The sequence below is a fragment of the Arthrobacter sp. K410C genome (assembly GCF_059090105.1).
This window is the reverse complement of sequence record NZ_JBNHFJ010000005.1, coordinates 117437-135123: the sequence shown is the minus strand read 5'-3', so window position 1 is coordinate 135123 and position 17687 is coordinate 117437. Positions and strand designations below refer to the sequence as shown.

The 17687-nt window shown below is 66.0% G+C and carries 14 protein-coding genes, 1 tRNA gene, 1 other RNA gene and 2 pseudogenes; 9 read left to right on the top strand and 9 right to left on the bottom strand.

The annotated features are described in order from the left end of the window. Positions 1-4: 4 nt before the first annotated feature. From AC5RU7_RS10100 to AC5RU7_RS10090, 3 genes are all read right to left on the bottom strand, one after another. A complete protein-coding gene (locus tag AC5RU7_RS10100) occupies positions 5-3367 on the bottom strand; it encodes a DNA polymerase III subunit gamma and tau (protein ID WP_494052104.1) in 3363 nt (1120 codons plus the stop codon). A gap of 21 nt (positions 3368-3388) precedes the next feature. Further along, an RNA gene (ffs, locus tag AC5RU7_RS10095) (signal recognition particle sRNA small type) lies at positions 3389-3485 on the bottom strand. Positions 3486-3500: 15 nt separating this feature from the next. Beyond that, positions 3501-3851 (bottom strand): hypothetical protein, encoded by a 351-nt coding sequence (locus AC5RU7_RS10090; RefSeq protein WP_494052103.1) that lies wholly within the window; start codon positions 3849-3851, stop codon positions 3501-3503. A gap of 328 nt (positions 3852-4179) precedes the next feature. Between AC5RU7_RS10090 and AC5RU7_RS10085 the strand changes: the two genes are divergently transcribed. After that, a tRNA-Ser gene (locus tag AC5RU7_RS10085) sits at positions 4180-4264 on the top strand. Between the two features lie 79 nt (positions 4265-4343). Here the strand turns inward: AC5RU7_RS10085 and AC5RU7_RS10080 are convergent. Continuing rightward, complete coding sequence (locus AC5RU7_RS10080; RefSeq protein WP_494052102.1) at positions 4344-5264, bottom strand: oxygenase MpaB family protein; 921 nt, start codon at positions 5262-5264, stop codon at positions 4344-4346. A 171-nt stretch (positions 5265-5435) separates the two neighbouring features. On the opposite strand from AC5RU7_RS10080, the pseudogene AC5RU7_RS10075 reads away from it, so the two are divergent. The 4 genes and pseudogenes from AC5RU7_RS10075 to AC5RU7_RS10060 form a co-directional block, all read left to right on the top strand. Then, positions 5436-6206, top strand: a pseudogene (locus AC5RU7_RS10075) (M23 family metallopeptidase); the annotation flags it as partial. 104 nt (positions 6207-6310) lie between these two features. Beyond that, positions 6311-6547 (top strand): hypothetical protein, encoded by a 237-nt coding sequence (locus tag AC5RU7_RS10070; RefSeq protein WP_494052207.1) that lies wholly within the window; start codon positions 6311-6313, stop codon positions 6545-6547. A gap of 543 nt (positions 6548-7090) precedes the next feature. Then, positions 7091-7318, top strand: a pseudogene (locus AC5RU7_RS10065) (glutathione peroxidase); the annotation flags it as partial. Positions 7319-7477: 159 nt separating this feature from the next. Further along, positions 7478-8407 carry a phosphodiesterase gene (locus AC5RU7_RS10060; protein WP_494052101.1) on the top strand — a complete coding sequence of 310 codons (930 nt, stop codon included), beginning with the start codon at positions 7478-7480 and terminating at the stop codon, positions 8405-8407. Between the two features lie 74 nt (positions 8408-8481). Here the strand turns inward: AC5RU7_RS10060 and AC5RU7_RS10055 are convergent, their stop codons facing one another. Beyond that, the gene (locus AC5RU7_RS10055) at positions 8482-9897 is read right to left on the bottom strand and encodes a stealth family protein (protein ID WP_494010845.1); all 1416 of its coding nucleotides are present in this window, start codon (positions 9895-9897) and stop codon (positions 8482-8484) included. Positions 9898-10169: 272 nt separating this feature from the next. Continuing rightward, positions 10170-11099, bottom strand: a complete 930-nt coding sequence (locus AC5RU7_RS10050; RefSeq protein WP_494052100.1) for a hypothetical protein — start codon at positions 11097-11099, stop codon at positions 10170-10172. A 147-nt stretch (positions 11100-11246) separates the two neighbouring features. Here AC5RU7_RS10050 and AC5RU7_RS10045 point away from each other — a divergent pair, with 147 nt between their 5' ends. Both AC5RU7_RS10045 and AC5RU7_RS10040 read left to right on the top strand, forming a co-directional pair. Next, a complete protein-coding gene (locus AC5RU7_RS10045; protein WP_009358464.1) occupies positions 11247-11546 on the top strand; it encodes a type II toxin-antitoxin system VapB family antitoxin in 300 nt (99 codons plus the stop codon). Then, positions 11539-12219 (top strand): LytR C-terminal domain-containing protein, encoded by a 681-nt coding sequence (locus AC5RU7_RS10040; RefSeq protein ID WP_494052099.1) that lies wholly within the window; start codon positions 11539-11541, stop codon positions 12217-12219. Before AC5RU7_RS10045 ends, AC5RU7_RS10040 begins: the two co-directional genes overlap by 8 nt. A 33-nt stretch (positions 12220-12252) precedes the next feature. Here AC5RU7_RS10040 and AC5RU7_RS10035 read toward each other — a convergent pair whose 3' ends face one another. Continuing rightward, complete coding sequence (locus tag AC5RU7_RS10035) at positions 12253-12903, bottom strand: TetR/AcrR family transcriptional regulator (protein WP_494052098.1); 651 nt, start codon at positions 12901-12903, stop codon at positions 12253-12255. A gap of 53 nt (positions 12904-12956) precedes the next feature. Next, positions 12957-13655, bottom strand: a complete 699-nt coding sequence (locus AC5RU7_RS10030; RefSeq protein ID WP_494052097.1) for a DsbA family oxidoreductase — start codon at positions 13653-13655, stop codon at positions 12957-12959. A gap of 225 nt (positions 13656-13880) precedes the next feature. Between AC5RU7_RS10030 and AC5RU7_RS10025 the strand changes: the two genes are divergently transcribed. Together AC5RU7_RS10025 and AC5RU7_RS10020 are read left to right on the top strand one after the other, a co-directional pair. Further along, positions 13881-14942: a glycosyltransferase family 4 protein gene (locus AC5RU7_RS10025; RefSeq protein WP_494052096.1), complete on the top strand. Its 1062-nt coding sequence runs from the start codon at positions 13881-13883 to the stop codon at positions 14940-14942. A gap of 57 nt (positions 14943-14999) precedes the next feature. Further along, positions 15000-17147, top strand: coding sequence for an amylo-alpha-1,6-glucosidase (locus AC5RU7_RS10020; protein WP_494052095.1), 2148 nt, complete (start codon positions 15000-15002; stop codon positions 17145-17147). Here the strand turns inward: AC5RU7_RS10020 and AC5RU7_RS10015 are convergent. Next, the gene (locus AC5RU7_RS10015) at positions 17144-17677 is read right to left on the bottom strand and encodes a GNAT family N-acetyltransferase (RefSeq protein ID WP_494052094.1); all 534 of its coding nucleotides are present in this window, start codon (positions 17675-17677) and stop codon (positions 17144-17146) included. The genes AC5RU7_RS10020 and AC5RU7_RS10015 overlap by 4 nt on opposite strands. Between the last annotated feature and the right edge of the window lie 10 nt (positions 17678-17687).

Below are 17687 nucleotides of genomic sequence, written 5' to 3'. Positions count from 1 at the left end.
GGGGTCAGTACCGGGGCGGGAGGGGGCTTCCGTCCGCGGAGCGCTCCTCGATCAGCTTTCCGCCCAGAATACGCTCCACTGCTGCACGGCCGAACACCCCGGACTCCTCGATGGTCTCATCGTCGGCGCTCGGAATGTCCTGGACGTAGGTGGCCGCTGCCACGGCTGCACGTGCCGGGGCCTTGGCCCGCCCGGCCTCAGCTTCGGGGCTGTTGGACAGCCGCTGGTACAGGCTTTGCCGGCTACCGGTTCCCGGTGCAGGGGAAACGGCAGGAGATGGTGCGCCGGCCCTGGACGGGACGGCGGCGGGAGCAGCCGAAGGAGCCTGCCGCGCCGGGGCAAGGGTGTTGGCCGGGCCGGCGCCGGGTGCAGTAGCGGCCATCGCGTACTCCGGTGCACGGACGGCTTCGGGCTCCGATGCGGACGGCGCGCCAAATTCGCGCCCCTGCTGGATGGGCGGTACCTGGTCTGCAGGTGCGTGGGCAGGAGCTGTGGCAAGACCCCAGTCCGGTTCGCTGGCTGCACCCGCCGAGGAGACCGGAATGGACGGGGGAACCTGGGCTGTGGCCGGCTCGTAGCGGGGAGCAGCCGTCTGCCCTGATGGGGTTTCCCCAGCGGAGGCGGGGAAGCGTCCTAGGTTGCTTTCATTTCCGACCACCCACACACCCGGGGCCTGCTCCACTGCCCGGGCCCAGGGATCCTGGACGGGTGTATCCGCTGCCGCCTTGTGTGCGGATGCCGGCGCTGCGGCGGCAGGGGACGTTCCCGCGGCAAGCTGGACGGGGGATCCGGGGGGAGGGGTTCCGCCGGTGCCGGTTCCTTCGGTGCTGGTTCCTCCGTCAGTGCCCGGTCCCCTGGCGGAGCTGGCTGCCGCTGCAGATGCAGCTGTGCGGCTGCCCGTATGTGCAGCCGAAGGCTCCCAGTCCGCCGGAGGTTCTTCATCCAGCGGGGGAGCGTCTTCATCCCGGGGCGGGCCCCAGTCGTCATCTGAGTACGAGTAGTCGCCCTCCAGCGGAGGGTAGGAATTCTGGCCGGATCCAGCGCGGGCAGCAGTCTGCCGGGACGGCGCCACTGCCTGAGGCCCGCTTGCCTCAGGGGCCGCGCTGCCCCGCCCGGATGTCGGTTTGACGGGGCCGGGTGCAGGGCTGCCGGTTCCCGTCACCGGGACGGAAGACGTGGGAGCCGGTTGCCGTGTGGGCAGGGGTACGGGCGTTCCCTCTTCAGCGACCGCCGGAGCGGAAGCCGCCGCCTGCGCGGCAGGCTTTGCCGCTGCCGGTGCAGGCGCCAGGGCAGGCGCGGGGGCCAGGCCCCACGCCACATCAGCTGAAGTGGGGGCGGCCGCCTGACGGGATGGTGCTTTTGGGTTTGGTTCAGAGCTCGTCTGGCTGGCGCCACCGGCAACTGCATTGATCTGGCAGTCGATCCCCACCGTCTTGTGGATGGCCTGGCGGAGGTTCTCTGAATGGTCGGCCCGCCCGAAAGCGCCGGCGAGACCTGAGGTGGTAAAAGACAGGGTCAGGACGGCACCGTCAAAAGCGCTGACCTGGGCGTTGGGCTCCACAAGTGCCCAGGTGCTGCGCTTGATCCTGGACAACGTCTGGAGCACATCGGGCCAGGCGCGGCGCAGAACCTCCACGTCGCCCATGGCAGGGGGATTGGCCGGGGCAGTCTTTTGAGAAGCAGCGTCGCGCGGAGCCGCTGTGGCAGCTGCCGGAACACGGTCCGCTGCCGGGCTTTCCAGTGCCGGGCTTTCCGGTGCCGGACGCTCCGGCCCGGGCCGGACAGGAGTCGGGCGTTCGGGCGCAGCCCGTTCGGCCACTGGGCCCCGGGGTACCGGGCGTTCCGACACCTGGTCTCGAGGCAATTGCTGGCCCGGTCCTTCAACCGGCCAGTCGTTGGTGCTCACGCGGGGAGGGGTCAGGGGAGCCCTGGGACCTGCTTCCGGAGATCCCTGGCCACCGGATGCTGGAACGGCAGGACGCGGTTCGATGGGAGTGGATTCCGGCCCTGCCGGCTGGACGGTAGCGACCGGCTGAGGCTCCTCGCGCCGTGGCGGTGGTGCGACGCTCGGGGCAGGGGCAGGGGCAGGGGCAGGTGCGGCGGCAACGGGTGCGGCTGCGGGGGTGCCGGTTGCGCCTGCGGCGGCGGGAGCATCGACGTCGTTCCCGGCGTAGCTGAGGCGGCGTTCAACCCGCTCAATCCGGGCCGCCAGGCCGCGTTCGTTCTGGTCGGATGTGGGCAGCAGGATCCGAGCGCAGAGCAGCTCAAGGTGCAGTCGCGGGGACGTGGCCCCGGTCATCTCCGTGAGTGCCGTGTTGGTAACGTCCGCGGCCCGCGACAGCTCTGCCGAACCAAGGTTGTGCGCCTGGTTCTGCAGCCTGGCAATCTGGTCCGCGGGCATCCCGCGCAGGATGGTCTGGGCGCTCTCCGGCATGGCCTTGACGATGATCAGGTCACGGAAGCGCTCCAGCAGGTCCTCAACGAAACGGCGGGGATCGTGGCCGGTCTGGATGACGCGGTCCACTGCCCGGAAAACGGTGGCGGCATCGGAGGCGGCCACGGCCTCCACAACGTCATCCAGGAGCGAGGCGTGGGTGTAGCCAAGCAACGCCACCGCGAGTTCGTAATCGAGCCCGTTGGGACCGGCCCCCGCCATCAACTGGTCCAGGACGGACAGCGAGTCACGGACCGACCCGCCTCCGGCACGAATCACCAGCGACAGGACCCCGGGGGCCACGGGGACATTCTCCTGGCTGCACAGCATTTCCAGGTACGCCATCAGGGGTTCGGGCGGTACCAGCCGGAAGGGATAGTGGTGCGTGCGGGAGCGGATGGTGCCGATGACCTTGTCCGGCTCGGTGGTGGCAAAGATGAACTTGATGTGTTCCGGCGGTTCTTCAACGATTTTCAGCAGCGCGTTGAAGCCTGCAGACGTGACCATATGGGCCTCGTCAATGATGAAGATCTTGTAGCGGTCCCGGACAGGGGCAAAGGTGGCCCGCTCACGGAGGTCACGGGCATCGTCAACACCGCCGTGGCTGGCGGCGTCGATCTCGATGACATCCAGCGAGCCGGAGCCGCCGCGGGCCAGTTCAACACAGCTGGGGCATTGACCGCAAGGGGTGTCTGTGGGGCCTTGGGCGCAATTAAGGCAGCGGGCCAGGATGCGGGCGGAAGTGGTCTTGCCGCAGCCCCTGGGACCGGAAAAAAGGTAGGCGTGGTTGACGCGGTTTTTCCGCAAAGCCGTCATGAGCGGCTCGGTGACATGCTCCTGACCGATGACGTCGGCGAACGAGTCGGGACGGTATCTGCGGTAGAGGGCGGTAGTAACTGTCACAGAGAAAACCCTACCAATCCGGGCCGACATCCTGCCGCCCTGTGGGGGAATAGTAAAGACCCCCCATGCACCCGCCAGAGCCCGCCTACCCTTGCTACCTTCCGGTCCTGGGGGAGTTCAACAGGATGACGCCACATGAGGGGCCGTCAGATACTTTACCCGATCATCCGGCACGGTTCGAATCGGGCCCGGGCCGCCAGCTTTCCACCCGCCAGCTCATGAATGCGGGTTCTTCGTAGGGGTGGGCAGCGCGCAATGCGGCCACGACCTGTGGCAGCAGCCGTTCCTCGACCACGCACTCGATCCGGTCCTCCGCCACCTCCTCCGGCATCCCCTTTTCGCCAAGGAAGGGGCGCGCGCCTGCTTCCGGGGTGAAGCGGCCGGTTCCGGGGGTTGTGAAGGAGCAGTGGGAGTAGTTTCCGATCCTTCCTGCGCCGGCGTTGCCGATGGCCGCCAGGACCATTTCCGTGTGGGTTCTGGGCGAGTAGATCACCAGGGCATGCAGCTCGGTCATGGTTCCACTGTGCCCCAAGTTCCGCTGATTGCCCTGATTTCATTGCTTATCCCTCCGGCACCCGTGATCATGGGTATGTACACCGATTGGGGCAATCTCCAGATTGTGAGCTGTGTGGCCTGGCTGAACGGGGCCGGACCCGGCAGCTCAACGGCATACCAGAGGAATGGGCGCGTTGGGGGCGTCCATTTCCGGTTAAGGCGGAACCCCTGGAATTCACGGAACGATTCCCCCGGTTGGCTGGGTGCCGGAAGCGTTCCGGACACCAATTTGGGGGATGCGCAAAACGTCAGGTAGTCTAGTACCTGCTTTTGATTCAGAAGCAGTTGGAGAATTCGCCTAGCGGCCTATGGCGCACGCCTGGAACGCGTGTTGGGTTAACGCCCTCGGGGGTTCAAATCCCCCATTCTCCGCCGGTCGAGAACCCGGTCCCGCCTCCGCGGGGCCGGGTTCTTGCGTTTATCCGCTCTATTGCAGGGCTTGGCCGAGCTGTTACAGATCGGCTTCCGGACACCCCAGCCGCCGCAGCCGGGCCCGGGCGGCCATTTCGCTTGGGCCCCTGCGTCCCAGGGCCAGGCGGACGACGCCGAGGACGGCCTTGGTGGCCAGCCTTACCGGAAGGGGGAACGGGCCCAGCCGGGGTACTTCCAGCGCGAGCATCTCCCGGTACCTTGGCTCCAGGCTGTACACCGCACCGGCGAACAGGATGCGGTAGCCGGGGCGCAGCATCGGATGCAGCGGTGCGTTGCGGATGAAGTCCACGGTTTCAGCCACCCGAGCGTCCACACGCAGTTCGTTGCTCTCGTACCAGCGGTCCAGTTGATGCCGCATCTCCGCTTCGGTCAGCGGCGGATTGTCCACGCCCATCAACCTGCCGGCCTGTGCCCACTCCCTGACGTATGCGTCAGGTCCGCCGGGGATGCTGCCGCCCCAGATTTTGTGGGCCGTCAGGAAGGCATCAGTGAAGGCGATATGGATCCATGCGGCCAGTTCCGGATCGTTGGCACTGTAGCTGCGCAGTGTCCCCAGGTTGTCGCTGTAGCTGCCCTGCACCGGTTCATGCAGGCGGCGGACCTTGCGCGAAGCCTCCTCGGCAGCGGCCCTGGAGCCATACGTCACGGTGAAGATCCAGCGGATGGTATGGGCCAGCCGGCCCAGCGGATCGTCCCGGAAATTCGAGTGTTCGTGGACCCCCGCCAAGGCGCCCGGGTGCAGGGACTGCATTAGCAGAGTCCGTATTCCGGCCACGATGGGGGACATGGAACCATGCACCGCCCACACCGCGGAACCCGGGAGATGGTAGCCGGGGTCGTCTCCCTCTGACAACCGCAGTGCCCAGTCCGGCGGGGCGTCCGACTTTCCCGTGAACGTCTTCTTGAGTTCGTCCTGCCATTTCCGGAGGAAATTGCGCATATCCCATTGTTGCCCACTGCAAGCCACCGCGGCTGCCTTGGGTAAGACTCCGAAGATAATCGGCAAAAACCCCCTATTTCATTGTTCGGGGTTCACAGGGCACCGGCCGTATGGTCACATGGGTCTACCGTCAAGACAGCGTGCGGGTGGGACATCTCCGGGAGTCGATCCATGGGTAAGAATCGGGGATCCGGTGCGGGCAAAAAACCCCCGGGTACGCGCCCTCCCACAGTCCGCGTCCTGACGGCTGCCGGCGCGTTGGCCGTTTCCTTCTCCGTCCTGAATCTGTCCGACGGGCATGAGGCGCAGCTGTTGTCGTCAATTTCCGAGACCCCTGCGGAACGCCTTCCGGATCCGGTCGGGAAGCGGGCCACTCCCGGTCCTGGAAGGCAGGCCGCCGAGCCCGCGGGGGTGGTGCTCCGGGGAGCGGAAGGCTTGGACCTTGACTCCCTGCCGCATTCCATACCCGGGAGCCCACCGGCTGTGGTGCCGTTTCCGCGGCCGGTGGTGGGCGGTTCAGGGCCGGAAGGACCGGTGCCGGTGGCAGTTGGCTTTAAAGGGGTTGGAAGGCCTGCTGCCGGATACCTCATGGCACCCCTGGAGTTCTTGAATCCCAGCTCACCCTTCGGGTTCCGGATCAGTCCATTGACCGGGACGGCCGGTGACTTCCATCTGGGACAGGATTATGCTGCCCCCTGCGGAACCAGGGTTTATGCTGCAGATTCGGGCGTCGTCCGGGCAGCGGGCTGGCACCCTTGGGGCGGTGGCAACCGGGTGGAAATTGACCACGGCAATGGCCTGGTGACCACGTATAACCACCTCGAATCGGTGACCGTCCGCAGGGGCGATACGGTGCAGGTGGGCCAGGTTGTTGGGCGGGTGGGCAGCACAGGATGGTCAACCGGCTGCCATCTACACTTTGAAACCATATTGAATGGCTGGCACATAAGCCCCTTGAAGTGGCAGTTCGTGGGCCTTGCGGCGCTCGCTGGTGATGGCTTGGAGGAGTCGTTGTCATATACCCCGGGCTCTGGTTCACCGGCTGAATGGCTCAACTGGACTCTCCCTGGAATCAAGGACACCGAACCGAAATTGCACACAGCAGAGGCAGGTTCGCCGACGACGCAATTCGTCGCGGCGAAGTCTTCGCCCACTGGCTCGTCGCCGTCGCCCAGCGCTTCATCGCCGTCGTCCACCCAGCCCTCACTGTCTGCCACCGATCCCTCACCGTCTGCCACCGATCCGTCAGCGTCCCCAAGCGGGCCGACGACGTCCCCCACTGAGCCGTCACCCTCGCCGACCGAGCCGTCGCCCTCGCCGACCGAGCCGTCGGCTTCGCCGACTGAGCCTGCGCCGTCACCTACCGAGCCTCCGCCGTCGCCAACTGAGCCTCTGCCCTCCCCGAGCGAGCCTTCGCCAGTCCCCGTTGAGCCAACCGCACCACCGACGGAGCCTGCGCCGACACCTGTGCAGCCGGCGCCGACTGAGCCTGCGCCTGCTCCGGTTGAGCCGGCCCCTATTGAGCCTGCGCCATTGCCGGTTGAGCCGGTGCCGACTGAACCTGTGCCGGTTCCGGTTGAGCCGGCGCCAGCCCCCATTGAGCCGACGCCAACCGAACCTGTGCCGACACCGGTTGAACCGGCGCCAGCCCCGATTGAGCCGACGCCAACCGAACCGGTGCCGGTTCCGGTTGAGCCGGCACCTTCAACCACCGAGCCCGCAACGGTGGAAACAGCGACGCCGGAGCAAACCGCGACATCAACCCCGTAGGGCCGGGCAGGCCTGCGGGAGAATTCGAGGCGCCACCCGTACACGGTTTGACCAGCGTGACCTTTCCTCTGACGGAGAAGGCCCGGGTGCGCGGCAAAGGCCAGCACCCGCTGTATGCGGAGCTCACCAAGTTCAAGACCGGACTGCTGCCGGGGCTGGTGAAATGGAACTTCGAGAAGTTCCTGGTGAACCGCGACGGCGAGGTGGTGGACCGGTTTGCGCCCACTGTTGAACCGGACTCGGCGGTGATTATCGATGCGATCGGGAAGGCTATGGGCGATTGACCGGCCCCGGGGCGAAGAAAGTGCGCAGAAGCGCAGTTCTTTTATCTTTTTCCACATCGGCTACGGCGATTTGCCCAAAGTTTGCCAAATGTCTGGTTGGATAAATATTACTGAAGGGTACAAGGGAAGAGCGGCTTCCCACCGACCACAGAGGTAGCAATGGAGCACATCGAGGCCGAACATCCCCGGCCACGCCACTTCCTACTCCACTTGAGCGATCCCCACCTGTTGGGGGGTCCGGATCCCCTGTACGGCGTTGTTGACAGCGAAGCCCGCCTCATCCAACTCTTTGACGAGGTCAAGGCGTCCGGGGCGCGGCCTGAGGCTGTCATTTTCACCGGTGACCTCGCTGACAAAGGCCATCCCGAGGCGTACCGGAAGCTGCGCGCCATCGCAGAGCCCGCATGTCAGGAGATGGGTTCGCAGGTTATCTGGGCCATGGGCAACCACGACAACCGGGCGAACTTCCGGAAGGGCCTGCTGGACCAGCCAGGCAACGATGCCCCCGTGGACCACAGCTACTTCATCAACGGCCTGCGCGTCATCACCCTGGACACCTCGGTTCCCGGGTTCCATCACGGCGAGCTGAGCGGGTCGCAGCTGGAGTGGCTGGCCCGCGAACTGGTGACCCCCGCTCCTGACGGCACCATCCTGGCACTGCACCATCCGCCGGTCCCGTCGGTCCTGGACCTCTCAGTGCTGGTGGAACTGCGGGATCAGACCTCGCTGGCGGCCGTGGTGCGCAACTCGGACGTCCGGACCATCCTGGCCGGCCACCTGCATTACTCCACTACGGCAACGTTTGCCGGCATCCCTGTCTCGGTGGCCTCGGCAAGTTGCTACACCCAGGACCTCAACGTCCCGGTGGGCGGCACCCGCGGGCAGGACGGCGGGCAGGCCTTCAACCTGGTGCACGTCTATGAGCACACCATTGTCCACTCGGTGGTTCCGCTGGGCAGGTCGACGACGGTGGGCGAGTACGTGCCCCCCGAAGAGACCGCGAGGCGGCTCGAGGCAGCAGGGGTCCGGATTCCCGAGACCACCAAGCAGCGCAGCGGGTCCCGGCTGGGCGTGCCTTCCAATAGCTAAAAAAGCAAAAGCAGGAGGCCGGTCCCGTCTGGACCGGCCTCCTGCTTTTGCCGCCGTGTTGGGCGTCTGGGATGCTACTTCTCCCAGGGCGCCTTGACAGGGAAGTACTTCTCCAGGAAGTCGGTCACCACTTCGGCCCGCTCGTCAGCATCCACCTCGGGGAAGCTGCCGTCATTGAGGCAGAAGAAGTCCATGTTCCGCTTGGCCAGCAGCTTGGGAAGGTAAGTCAGGCCTGCGCGCATGGTGGTATCCACGTAGCGGACCTTTGCGGCCGTCTGGGTGACTGCACGGCCGGTCAGCAGCGCGTAGTAGTGGTAAAAGGAGTTCGTGACGGAGATGTTGTCCGCGGCACGGAACCGGCTGGCCGCAGTCTTCCGGAACTCCTCGGGGAACTCCTCTTCCATGGTGGCCACCACGCTCCGCCGGAGCGGTGCAGCACAGTGCTCCAGGTGCCGCGTGGTGATCCGGCCGAACCGGTTCCACAGCAGCTTGCGGTTAACCCGGGCGGCGTTCTCGAAGCCGCTGCGCTCGGCAGCGTTCTCGCCCAGGCCGATGCGGGTTTCCGCCTCAATGAACTTGGTGATCCCGCCCGGGGTGAAGAACAGGTCCGGGCTGACGGGCCTGCCAAAGAACATGTCGTCGTTGGAGTAGAGGAAGTGCTCCGAGAGCCCCTCAATGTGGTGCAGCTGGCATTCCACAGCCTGCGAGTTGTGCGTGGGCAGCACCGACGGATCGCTGAAGAACTCCTCGCTCCGGACGATCGTCACGGAGGGATGGTCCGCCAGCCACGCCGGGGCCGGGGAGTCCGTGGCGATGAAGATGCGGCGGATCCACGGCGCAAACATGTACACGGACCGCAGTGCGTACTTGAGTTCATTGATCTGCCGGAAGCGTGCCTCATGGTCGTCGCCCTCGCCCAGGACATGGCCCTTCTGCTGGGCGCGCCGGGCGGCAATGTACTCCGGGGAACTGCCGTCCACCCAGGAGAACACCAGGTCGATGTCGAAGCTGATGTCGCTGGCGTGGTCCGCGAACATGTTCTCGATGGTGGGCCAGGTGTGCCCGTAGCGCTCAACGGTCCCACGGACCGCGTCCTGGCGCAGCAGGGTCCGGCGCGTCAGGGAGTTCTCGATGGGAAGGATGATCTCCTCGCCCTCGAAGGACCAGAGCTCGATCTGCACGCCGGCGGAGGCACCGAAATCAAAGCCGCCCCCAGGTTCAACCCGCGGCCGGTACAACCGGAAGATGCGTGCCTGGCGGCTGGTTGAAAGCTCGCCGTCGGCTACGAGGACGGCGGTCTTCTTTTTGGCATCCACCGTCATGGAGTAGAAGGGCTCGTCCCGGCAGGCCTCCACCAGGGCGGCGCGCAGCTTCTTCCTGTCCCTCCAGTCCAGGGCTATGACCGGGCGGTCATTGTTGCCGCGGACCAGCAGGTAGGCCAGGCCGGAATCCGCGAGGACGTTCCGCAGAAACAGCAGGTCCTCCACCATGGCCTGGTAGTGGGTCCTGTTGTAGTTGATCAGGGCATAGCGGCCCTTGTGCCTGATGACGTCGGGGCGGTGCTTCAGGCGACGCTCCGCAGCAGCGGAGGTCGCCTCCTCGTGAAATTGTTCCTCTACGGACGCCTGGCCACCGAAGTAGATTTCGTCCTGAACCGGTGCTTCTGTAATGGTTATCTCCGTGCTGGTGAATTATGCGTTCCTACCTGCATGATAGCCCCGCCCGGGAAACGGCAGGTTCCGGCCGGCCACCGGCCACGGCCCTAGACGCCCAGCGCCTCCCGCCAGCTCCGCAGGAAAGCGCCGCCGGCGTCGTCATGGATGACCGTGGCCTCAAGCCCGAGGTCGGCCGCAGTGAGGACCTCGTACGGCTTGGCCGGAACACCATCGGCGGGACGGACGTCCACGTGCTTCACTGCGTGGTCGTTGTGGTGCAGCCAGTCCGCCATCGCATAGTCCGTGCGGGAATCGCCCACTGTCCGCCAGGCCTCAGGGGTGATGCCCTGCGCGGCCAGCAGTTCCACCGCCCGGCTGGCACCGAGGTCCTTGCCCAGGCGAACGGACTCGATGTCCGTGGAGATGATGGTGGGATCCACGCGGTAGTCCACCTCGTCGTCGGAATTCGGGGCATGGTGGTCCAGCCGGACCACGCCCAGCCCGTGCCGTGCCATCAGGTCCATGGCATCGGCGTCGAAGAGCTTTTGTTCCGCGAGGTACTCGGCGCCGGGGACCTCGATGTGCTGCTCCACGGACACCATGGCCCGCTTGGTCTCGTCGAAGAACATGTGCGCCGCGTAGTCCTCGGCCACCAGCCGGCGGACGTCGTCCCCGTAGGCCGCGGGTACGGCGAGCTCACGGTCCACGTGGATGGGGCCGGGACCGGCCGAGGTGTAGCTGAACCAGACGGCACCCTTTTCGCAGACTGCGTGGATGATGGTGCCGCTGGGGATTCCGGCCTCGATCATGGGTGCCATGACCTGTTCACGAATGAAAGCGTCCGAGCGGCCCGTGTTGAAGATAACGGGGATACCGGCGGTGGCGAGCGCCACCAGGTCGCTGATGATCTCCGGTTTGACGTCGCGCGTGAGCGGACTCGCCACCGGGCCGTCAACGTCGAGCAGGAGCGCCAGGGGTGGGGTGGACGGCGCGTGGACACCGGGCACGGGCATGGCGGGGGACTCGGAAGCTGTCATGGGGCCCATTCTTTCAGCAGCGCCGGGCAGTTCCTGAACCGGCAGTCGAAGATCACCGGCTGTGACATGGTCACTGTTTGGCTACAACCGGCCGGCGGCACGGCCTGGCACTTTCGCTCAGCTTGCCGGGATGCCTAGGGTTGCAGGGTGATATTCAAAGCTGTGGGCGAGGGCCGCCCTTACCCCGACCATGGTTACAGCACGCCCAAGGAGTGGGCGTCGCTGCCGCCGCGGCCGGTGCGGCTGGACGAACTGGTGACTACCAAGCGCACCCTTGACCTGGAGGCCCTGCTGGCCGAGGACTCCACTTTCTTCGGCGACCTCTTTCCGCACGTGGTGCAGTACCAGGGGACCCTGTACCTGGAGGACGGCCTGCACCGGGCCGTCCGGACGGCACTGCACCAGCGCACCGCGATCCATGCCCGGGTCCTGGTGCTTGATGGCTAGGAAGAGGAAGGTGCAGGATGCCAGCATCCTGCACGGCCACCACGTGGTGAGCGGCCCGGAACTGCGGGCCACCTTCGGCGCGGCGGCCCGGGACGCGGACGATACGGCCAGGGTGCGTCGCAGGGTGCTCCACGGCATTGTGCTGGTGCTCCTCATTGGCGTGATCGCCGCGGGCATCATCACTGCCCTGGCGATCATCAACGGCCGGTTCACCATACCCACGGCTGAACCGGCCGAGGAAAAAGCCTCCACATGCCCCGCGGCCACTTTCGACTACACACTGCCGGAACAGATCAACCTGAATGTCTACAACTCCACCAGCAGGCCGGGCCTTGCCCGGTCCGTGGCGGACGAGTTCCTGGCGCGAAAGTTCGTGGTGGGGGATGTGGGCAACGTCGACCCAGACTACCGGGGTGTAGCCGCAGTGATCTCCGGTGCAGCTGGACAAGCGGCCGCTTTCAGTGTCCAGCGGAACCTGCCGGGTTCGGACTACTTCCAGGACGGCAGGACGGACGGCAGCGTGGATGTGATTCTGTCCCAGGATTACACGGCGCTGGCCCCGGCCGACCTCGTGGACCAGACGCCCGGAAAGCTCAGCTGCCCCCGGGAAAGCCGCCGCGTTGCCGATGATGACAGGTGGCCGGTCATGCCGTCGGCCGCACCGGCCTCCTGAACCGCGGCTTCCTGAGCTTCCGCTTTCCGGTACTTAGCCGGCCACGGCGGGCAGTGGGGCGATCCGGACCGGGTGGCCTTCGTCGTCGAACCTTGCCCCGGCGCCCAGCTGGATGAATCGCACCGTCCTGGCCACGCACGCCTCCAGTTCCGCCGGTTCGTCGCTGCCCCGGGCTGCGCTGGAGGAGAGCGTTCCCAGGATCAGCTGCGCCTGCTGCCCGATGTCCGCCACCGGCAGGTAGCCCTGTGCCATCCCGTCGCGCAGGATGCCCTGCAGCAGCACACTCAGCTCGCCAACATGGTCGGCCAGTTTTGCAAAGGACGACGGCGACAGCACGGCGCCCATAGCGGGTCCCGGGGGCAGGTGGCGGCGGGAGAGGTCCACCACCTGGGCGCGCACGTACAGAGCGAGCCGTTCCACTGGGTTGTCCAGCCGGTCCAGGGCGTCGCGCAGTTCCGTGAGGAACTTCTCCGTCTCGTCAAGGGCGTACGAGATCAGCAGTTCCTCGATGTCCGCGTAGTAGTTGTAGACGGCGGTCCGCCCCACGCCGGCGTGCCGGGCCACGTCTGTCATGGTCAGGCCGGGGAGCCCGTGCGAGAAGAGGAGTTCACCGAAGGCCGTCAGGATGCGGCGCTGGGTATCCGCCCGCTGCTCGGCGTTGCTGGCCGCTGAAATCCTTGGCATACAGACACTTTACCGCTGTGTGTCAGTAAACTTGGTGCCGGACGTGCCCAGATTCAGACCGTGCAGCCGTCCGGGCCGCATGCATCGCCTTCGCCGGAGTTCACAAGCACCAGCGGGTTGGCATCCTGCCAGGCCTGGTTGAGCGCCGCCGTGAAAGTCGCTGTGGGCTGGGCCCCGGAGAGGCCGAACTTCCGGTCGATGACGAAGAACGGGACACCGCTGATGCCCAGGGACCGTGCCTCCTGGATATCGAAGCGGACGTCGTCGGCGTACTTGTCCGTGGTGAACAGTTCCTCCAGTTCGCCGGCGGGGATGCCCAGGTCCTTGCCCAGCGTTGCCAGGTACTCCCGGCTGCCGATGTCCTTGCCGTGCTCGAAATGGTCGCTGAGCAGGCGCTCCTTGGCTTCATCCTGCCGGCCGTGGGCGGCAGCGAGGTGGATCAGGCGGTGCGCCGCGAAACTGTTGGCCACCACCACCTTGTCGAAGTGGTAGTCCAGTCCCTCGCCCCTGGCCTGCTGCGCAACATGGTCGAACATCTGCGAAACCTGCTCCGGCGCGATGCCCTTGCGGGTGCTCAGGTACTCCTGCTCCGTGCCGTCATAGTGCTCCGGAAGGGTGGGGTCCAGCTGGTAGCTCCGCCACGTGACCTCCACTGCGCCGCGGTGGGGGAAGGCAGCCAGGGCGGCTTCGAAACGGCGCTTGCCGATGAAACACCAAGGGCATGCGACATCGGACCAGATCTCAATCTTCATGCCCGGAACAACCAGCCGGCGGTGCCAGCCATTCCGTGCCGCCGTGTTAGATACCCCACAGTAGGTCTTGTGGCAGGACGGATCGTGGGCAATAGTCTGATGTAGGTCATGCAGAGGCCGTCGATAGTACAAACACCGCCGGGTGGATAGCTAGAGCGTCCCCGCGGTGCTCACTAACTGCCTGGTTTAGCTGGGAAGCCCGGCCACATCACCTGGAGGCCAGGAATGCGGATTGGACTTGTTGCAGGGCCGTGGATTCCGGTTCCCCCGCCGGCATACGGGGGCACGGAAAGGGTTGTGGACACCCTGGCCAGGGGCTTCACGGCAGCCGGGCATGAGGTCCTGCTGGCTGCCCCGTCGGACAGCACCTGCCCCGCTCCTCTGGTCGCCGGGATGCAGCCGGCAGCCCGGGAGGATATGGGCCTTACTATTTCCGAGCTCAGCCACGTGATCAGGGCCTACGAGGGCCTGCAGGACGTGGACATCATTCACGACCATACGCTGGCAGGTCCGCTGTACATGCACCGGCCGGCCGGGATTCCACTGGTTACCACCATCCACGGGCCGCTTCACAGTCAGGCGGTGGATATCTACAGGGCCATAGCCCAGCGCGCTTCCATTATCGCCATCTCCCGGGACCAAACCTCACACGCACCCGCTCTCCCCGTCACACGTGTGATACACCATGGCATGGAGGTCGGGGTTGTGCCGGTGGGCAGCGGTCAGGGTAACTACCTGTGCTTTGTGGGACGAGCCTGCCCGGACAAAGGACTGGTGGAAGCCATCACGATTGCCCGTCAGGCCGGAATGCCGCTTAAGATCGCAGTGAAGATGCGGGAGCAGGACGAGATCCGCTACTTCCAGGACGTCATCGAACCCATGCTCGGGCCGAACGAGGAGTTTGTGGGGGAAGTCAACGACGACTCCAAGTTCAAACTGATGGGCGAGGCGCTGGCGTTCCTCAACCCGATCCAATGGCCGGAGCCATTCGGGCTGGTGATGATCGAGGCTCTGGCGACCGGCACGCCGGTGATTGGTACGCCGATTGGTTCCGCCCCTGAAATCATTGAGCATGGCCGCACCGGTTTTCTGGGGCCCACTCGCGACTTGGCCGGGTTCGTGGAAGCCGCGGCAGAAATCAGCAGGGACCAGTGCCGCCAGGCTGTTGTGGACCGGTTCAGCATGGAACGCATGGTGGCCGAACACCTGATGCTTTTCACAGAGCTTCTCGAAGGGAAGGTGCTGGCGGGGGTTCCGGATGCGATCAGGCTGCACCAGAATCGTTAAGGGCGGGCGGGCAACCGGTCCCGGCAGCACCCGCCGCTGGAGATAGGGAGTCCTTCCATGACCGCCTGGAACGAAGACAATGAGGCATCCGTGTCCGGCTCCGGCTCCGTAACTATCCTGGAAGGCTCGTCGTTCTGCATCTCGTCCGGAAGCGGTGATATCAGCCCCGACGGCAGCGCGAACGGCGTGTTCTTCCAGGACACCCGCATCATTTCCGCCTGGGTCCTGCGCATCAACGGCGCCCTTCGCGAACCCCTGGTGGCGCAGCGGCCGCATCCTTTCGAAGCAACCTTCGTGGGCAGGGCAACCTGGCCCGGCGGCCGGTTTGACAGCCCCTTGGTGGTCCGGCAGATCCGCCACATCGGGCCGGGACTCCAGGACGACATCACGCTGGAGAACTTTGCTGCCGAACCGGTGGAATGCGACATCGAGCTCCTGGTGGCTGCGGACCAGGCCGACCTCTTCGACGTGAAGGGTGCACGGACCACCGGCATTGACGACGCGACCCGGGAAGTGGTGGACGGCCGGCTGGTCATCGAAGCCACCCGGCACGGCCAGCAGCGCGGAACGGTGGTCGGTGCCAAAGGCGCGGACGTCAGCACCGACGGGCTCCGTTTCCGGGCCACCATCCCGGCCCGGGGCAAATGGGCCGTCAGCATCATCGTTGTGCCGCTGGTGAACGGGTTGCCGCCTGAGAAACCATTCCGCGACGGGCAGTTGCCGCACCACCGCGAGGGCGTCCGCCGGCACCTGGACTGGGAAGAAGGCGTACCGCGGCTCAGCATCGAGGACGTCAAGCTGCAGGAACTGCTCAACCGGAGCCAGCGGGACCTGGGTGCACTGCGCATCTTCGACGCCCACCATCCGGAACGCGCGGCAGTTGCCGCCGGCGCCCCCTGGTTCATGGCCCTGTTCGGCAGGGACTCCCTGCTGTCGTCCTACATGAGCCTGCTGGTCAACCCCAACCTGGCCGCAGGCACACTCCAGACCCTGGCGGGGATCCAGGGGAAGAAGGTTGACCCGGACTCCGAGGAGGAACCCGGACGCATCCCCCACGAGGTCAGGCTTGGCGTAACCGCCGGACTGTCCCTGGGCGGCACCGCCTATTACGGAACGGCCGATGCCACCCCGCTCTTCGTTGCCCTTTTGGGCGAACTGAGCCGCTGGGGGCTCTCCCGCGATGTCATCCGGCCGCTGCTGCCGCATGCGGACCGGGCACTGGATTGGATTGAGAAGTACGGAGACCGGGACGGCGACGGGTTTGTGGAGTACTGCAGGCCCAATGACCACGGCCTGGCCAACCAGGGCTGGAAAGACTCCTGGGACGGCATCAATTTCGCAAACGGCATCATGGCGGAAGCCCCCATCGCACTGTGCGAAGTCCAGGCCTACGTCTACGCCGCCTACATTGGCCGGTCACTGCTTGCCCGCTGGGACGGGGACGTGGCGCTGGAAAACCACTGGGCGGAGCGTGCAGCCGAGCTGAAAGCTGCCTTCAACGAGAAGTTCTGGCTGCCGGACAAGGGATACTTTGCCGTGGCACTGGACAAGGACAAGCGCCAAGTGGACGCCTGCACCTCCAACATGGGCCACTGCCTCTGGACCGGGATCGTGGACGAGGACAAGGCGGCGTCCGTTGCCGAACACCTGATGTCGCCGCAGATGTTCACCGGCTGGGGGATCCGGACGCTGGCCTCCGACATGGGGGCATACAACCCTGTCAGCTACCACAACGGCTCCGTCTGGCCCCATGACACCGCGTTGGTTGCCACCGGACTGATGCGCTACGGCTTCGTGGAAGAGGCCAAACGGGTGGCCGAGGGGATTTTCGACGCCGCTGAGCACTTCGATGGCCGGTTGCCCGAACTCTTCTGCGGCTTTGACCGGGGCGAGTTCCCGGGGCCGGTGCCCTATCCCACTGCGTGCTCGCCGCAGGCCTGGGCTGCGGCTGCGCCGGTGCAGCTGGCCCGCGTGCTGCTCCGCTTCGATCCCGTCTACACCCGTGGAGTAGTGCATCTGTCGCCGATCCTGCCGGAATCCGTGGGCGAGTTCCGGGCCGAGAACGTGCTGCTGGACACGTCCCGGATCACCATCAAGGCCCGCGGGATTGACGGCAGCATCGACGGGCTGCCGCCGGGCGTGAAGCTGCTGCCGGTTCCCCGCCCGCCCCTGGCCTACCCGCCGGAGGGCTACCTGAGGAACTAGGGGACCTCGCGCTCCAGCACGAAGTCGTGTTCCACGGTGCTGCCCAGCTGGAAGGATTTGGTGCCCACCTTGCGGAACCCTGACTTCTCATAGAAGCGGATGGCCCTGGCGTTCTGGCTGTTGACGCCCAGCCAGGCCCCGGCCCCGCCGGCGGCAGCGGCGGCCTGGAGGCTGGCGTGCATCAGCTCGGCTGCCGCGCCCAGGCCATGGTGCCCGGGGTGGACATAACACTTGCTGAGCTCCACGGACGGCAGCAGGGTGAGCGCGGAGGCCACCTCCGGGTCAGCCGCCGGGCGGTTGACCAGCAGGCTGTACCCGTCGAGCGGGCCTCCGGAGTCCAGAACCAGGATGATGATGTCCGGGTCGGCGAGGTAGCCCCGGAAGTGACGCTCACTGAGCGTATTGGCCAGGTGGGCCGAAATATCTTCGGGTGACGACGACGGCGGGCAGGCCAGTGGAAAGGTGACCGCCGCCAGCGCAGCCAGCGCCCCGGCGTCGTCCGTTGTTGCCCTGCGGATGGTGTGGCTCACGGTGCCCTAT

Excerpts from the sequence above, each read along its gene's own strand:
- AC5RU7_RS10100 (WP_494052104.1), bottom strand. The coding sequence starts at position 3,367 with ATGTCGGCCCGGATTGGTAGGGTTTTCTCTGTGACAGTTACTACCGCC.
- AC5RU7_RS10090 (WP_494052103.1), bottom strand. The coding sequence starts at position 3,851 with ATGACCGAGCTGCATGCCCTGGTGATCTACTCGCCCAGAACCCACACG.
- AC5RU7_RS10080 (WP_494052102.1), bottom strand. The coding sequence starts at position 5,264 with ATGCGCAATTTCCTCCGGAAATGGCAGGACGAACTCAAGAAGACGTTC.
- AC5RU7_RS10070 (WP_494052207.1), top strand. The coding sequence starts at position 6,311 with ATGGCTCAACTGGACTCTCCCTGGAATCAAGGACACCGAACCGAAATT.
- AC5RU7_RS10060 (WP_494052101.1), top strand. The coding sequence starts at position 7,478 with ATGGAGCACATCGAGGCCGAACATCCCCGGCCACGCCACTTCCTACTC.
- AC5RU7_RS10055 (WP_494010845.1), bottom strand. The coding sequence starts at position 9,897 with ATGGTGGAGGACCTGCTGTTTCTGCGGAACGTCCTCGCGGATTCCGGC.
- AC5RU7_RS10050 (WP_494052100.1), bottom strand. The coding sequence starts at position 11,099 with ATGACAGCTTCCGAGTCCCCCGCCATGCCCGTGCCCGGTGTCCACGCG.
- AC5RU7_RS10040 (WP_494052099.1), top strand. The coding sequence starts at position 11,539 with ATGGCTAGGAAGAGGAAGGTGCAGGATGCCAGCATCCTGCACGGCCAC.
- AC5RU7_RS10035 (WP_494052098.1), bottom strand. The coding sequence starts at position 12,903 with ATGCCAAGGATTTCAGCGGCCAGCAACGCCGAGCAGCGGGCGGATACC.
- AC5RU7_RS10030 (WP_494052097.1), bottom strand. The coding sequence starts at position 13,655 with ATGAAGATTGAGATCTGGTCCGATGTCGCATGCCCTTGGTGTTTCATC.
- AC5RU7_RS10025 (WP_494052096.1), top strand. The coding sequence starts at position 13,881 with ATGCGGATTGGACTTGTTGCAGGGCCGTGGATTCCGGTTCCCCCGCCG.
- AC5RU7_RS10020 (WP_494052095.1), top strand. The coding sequence starts at position 15,000 with ATGACCGCCTGGAACGAAGACAATGAGGCATCCGTGTCCGGCTCCGGC.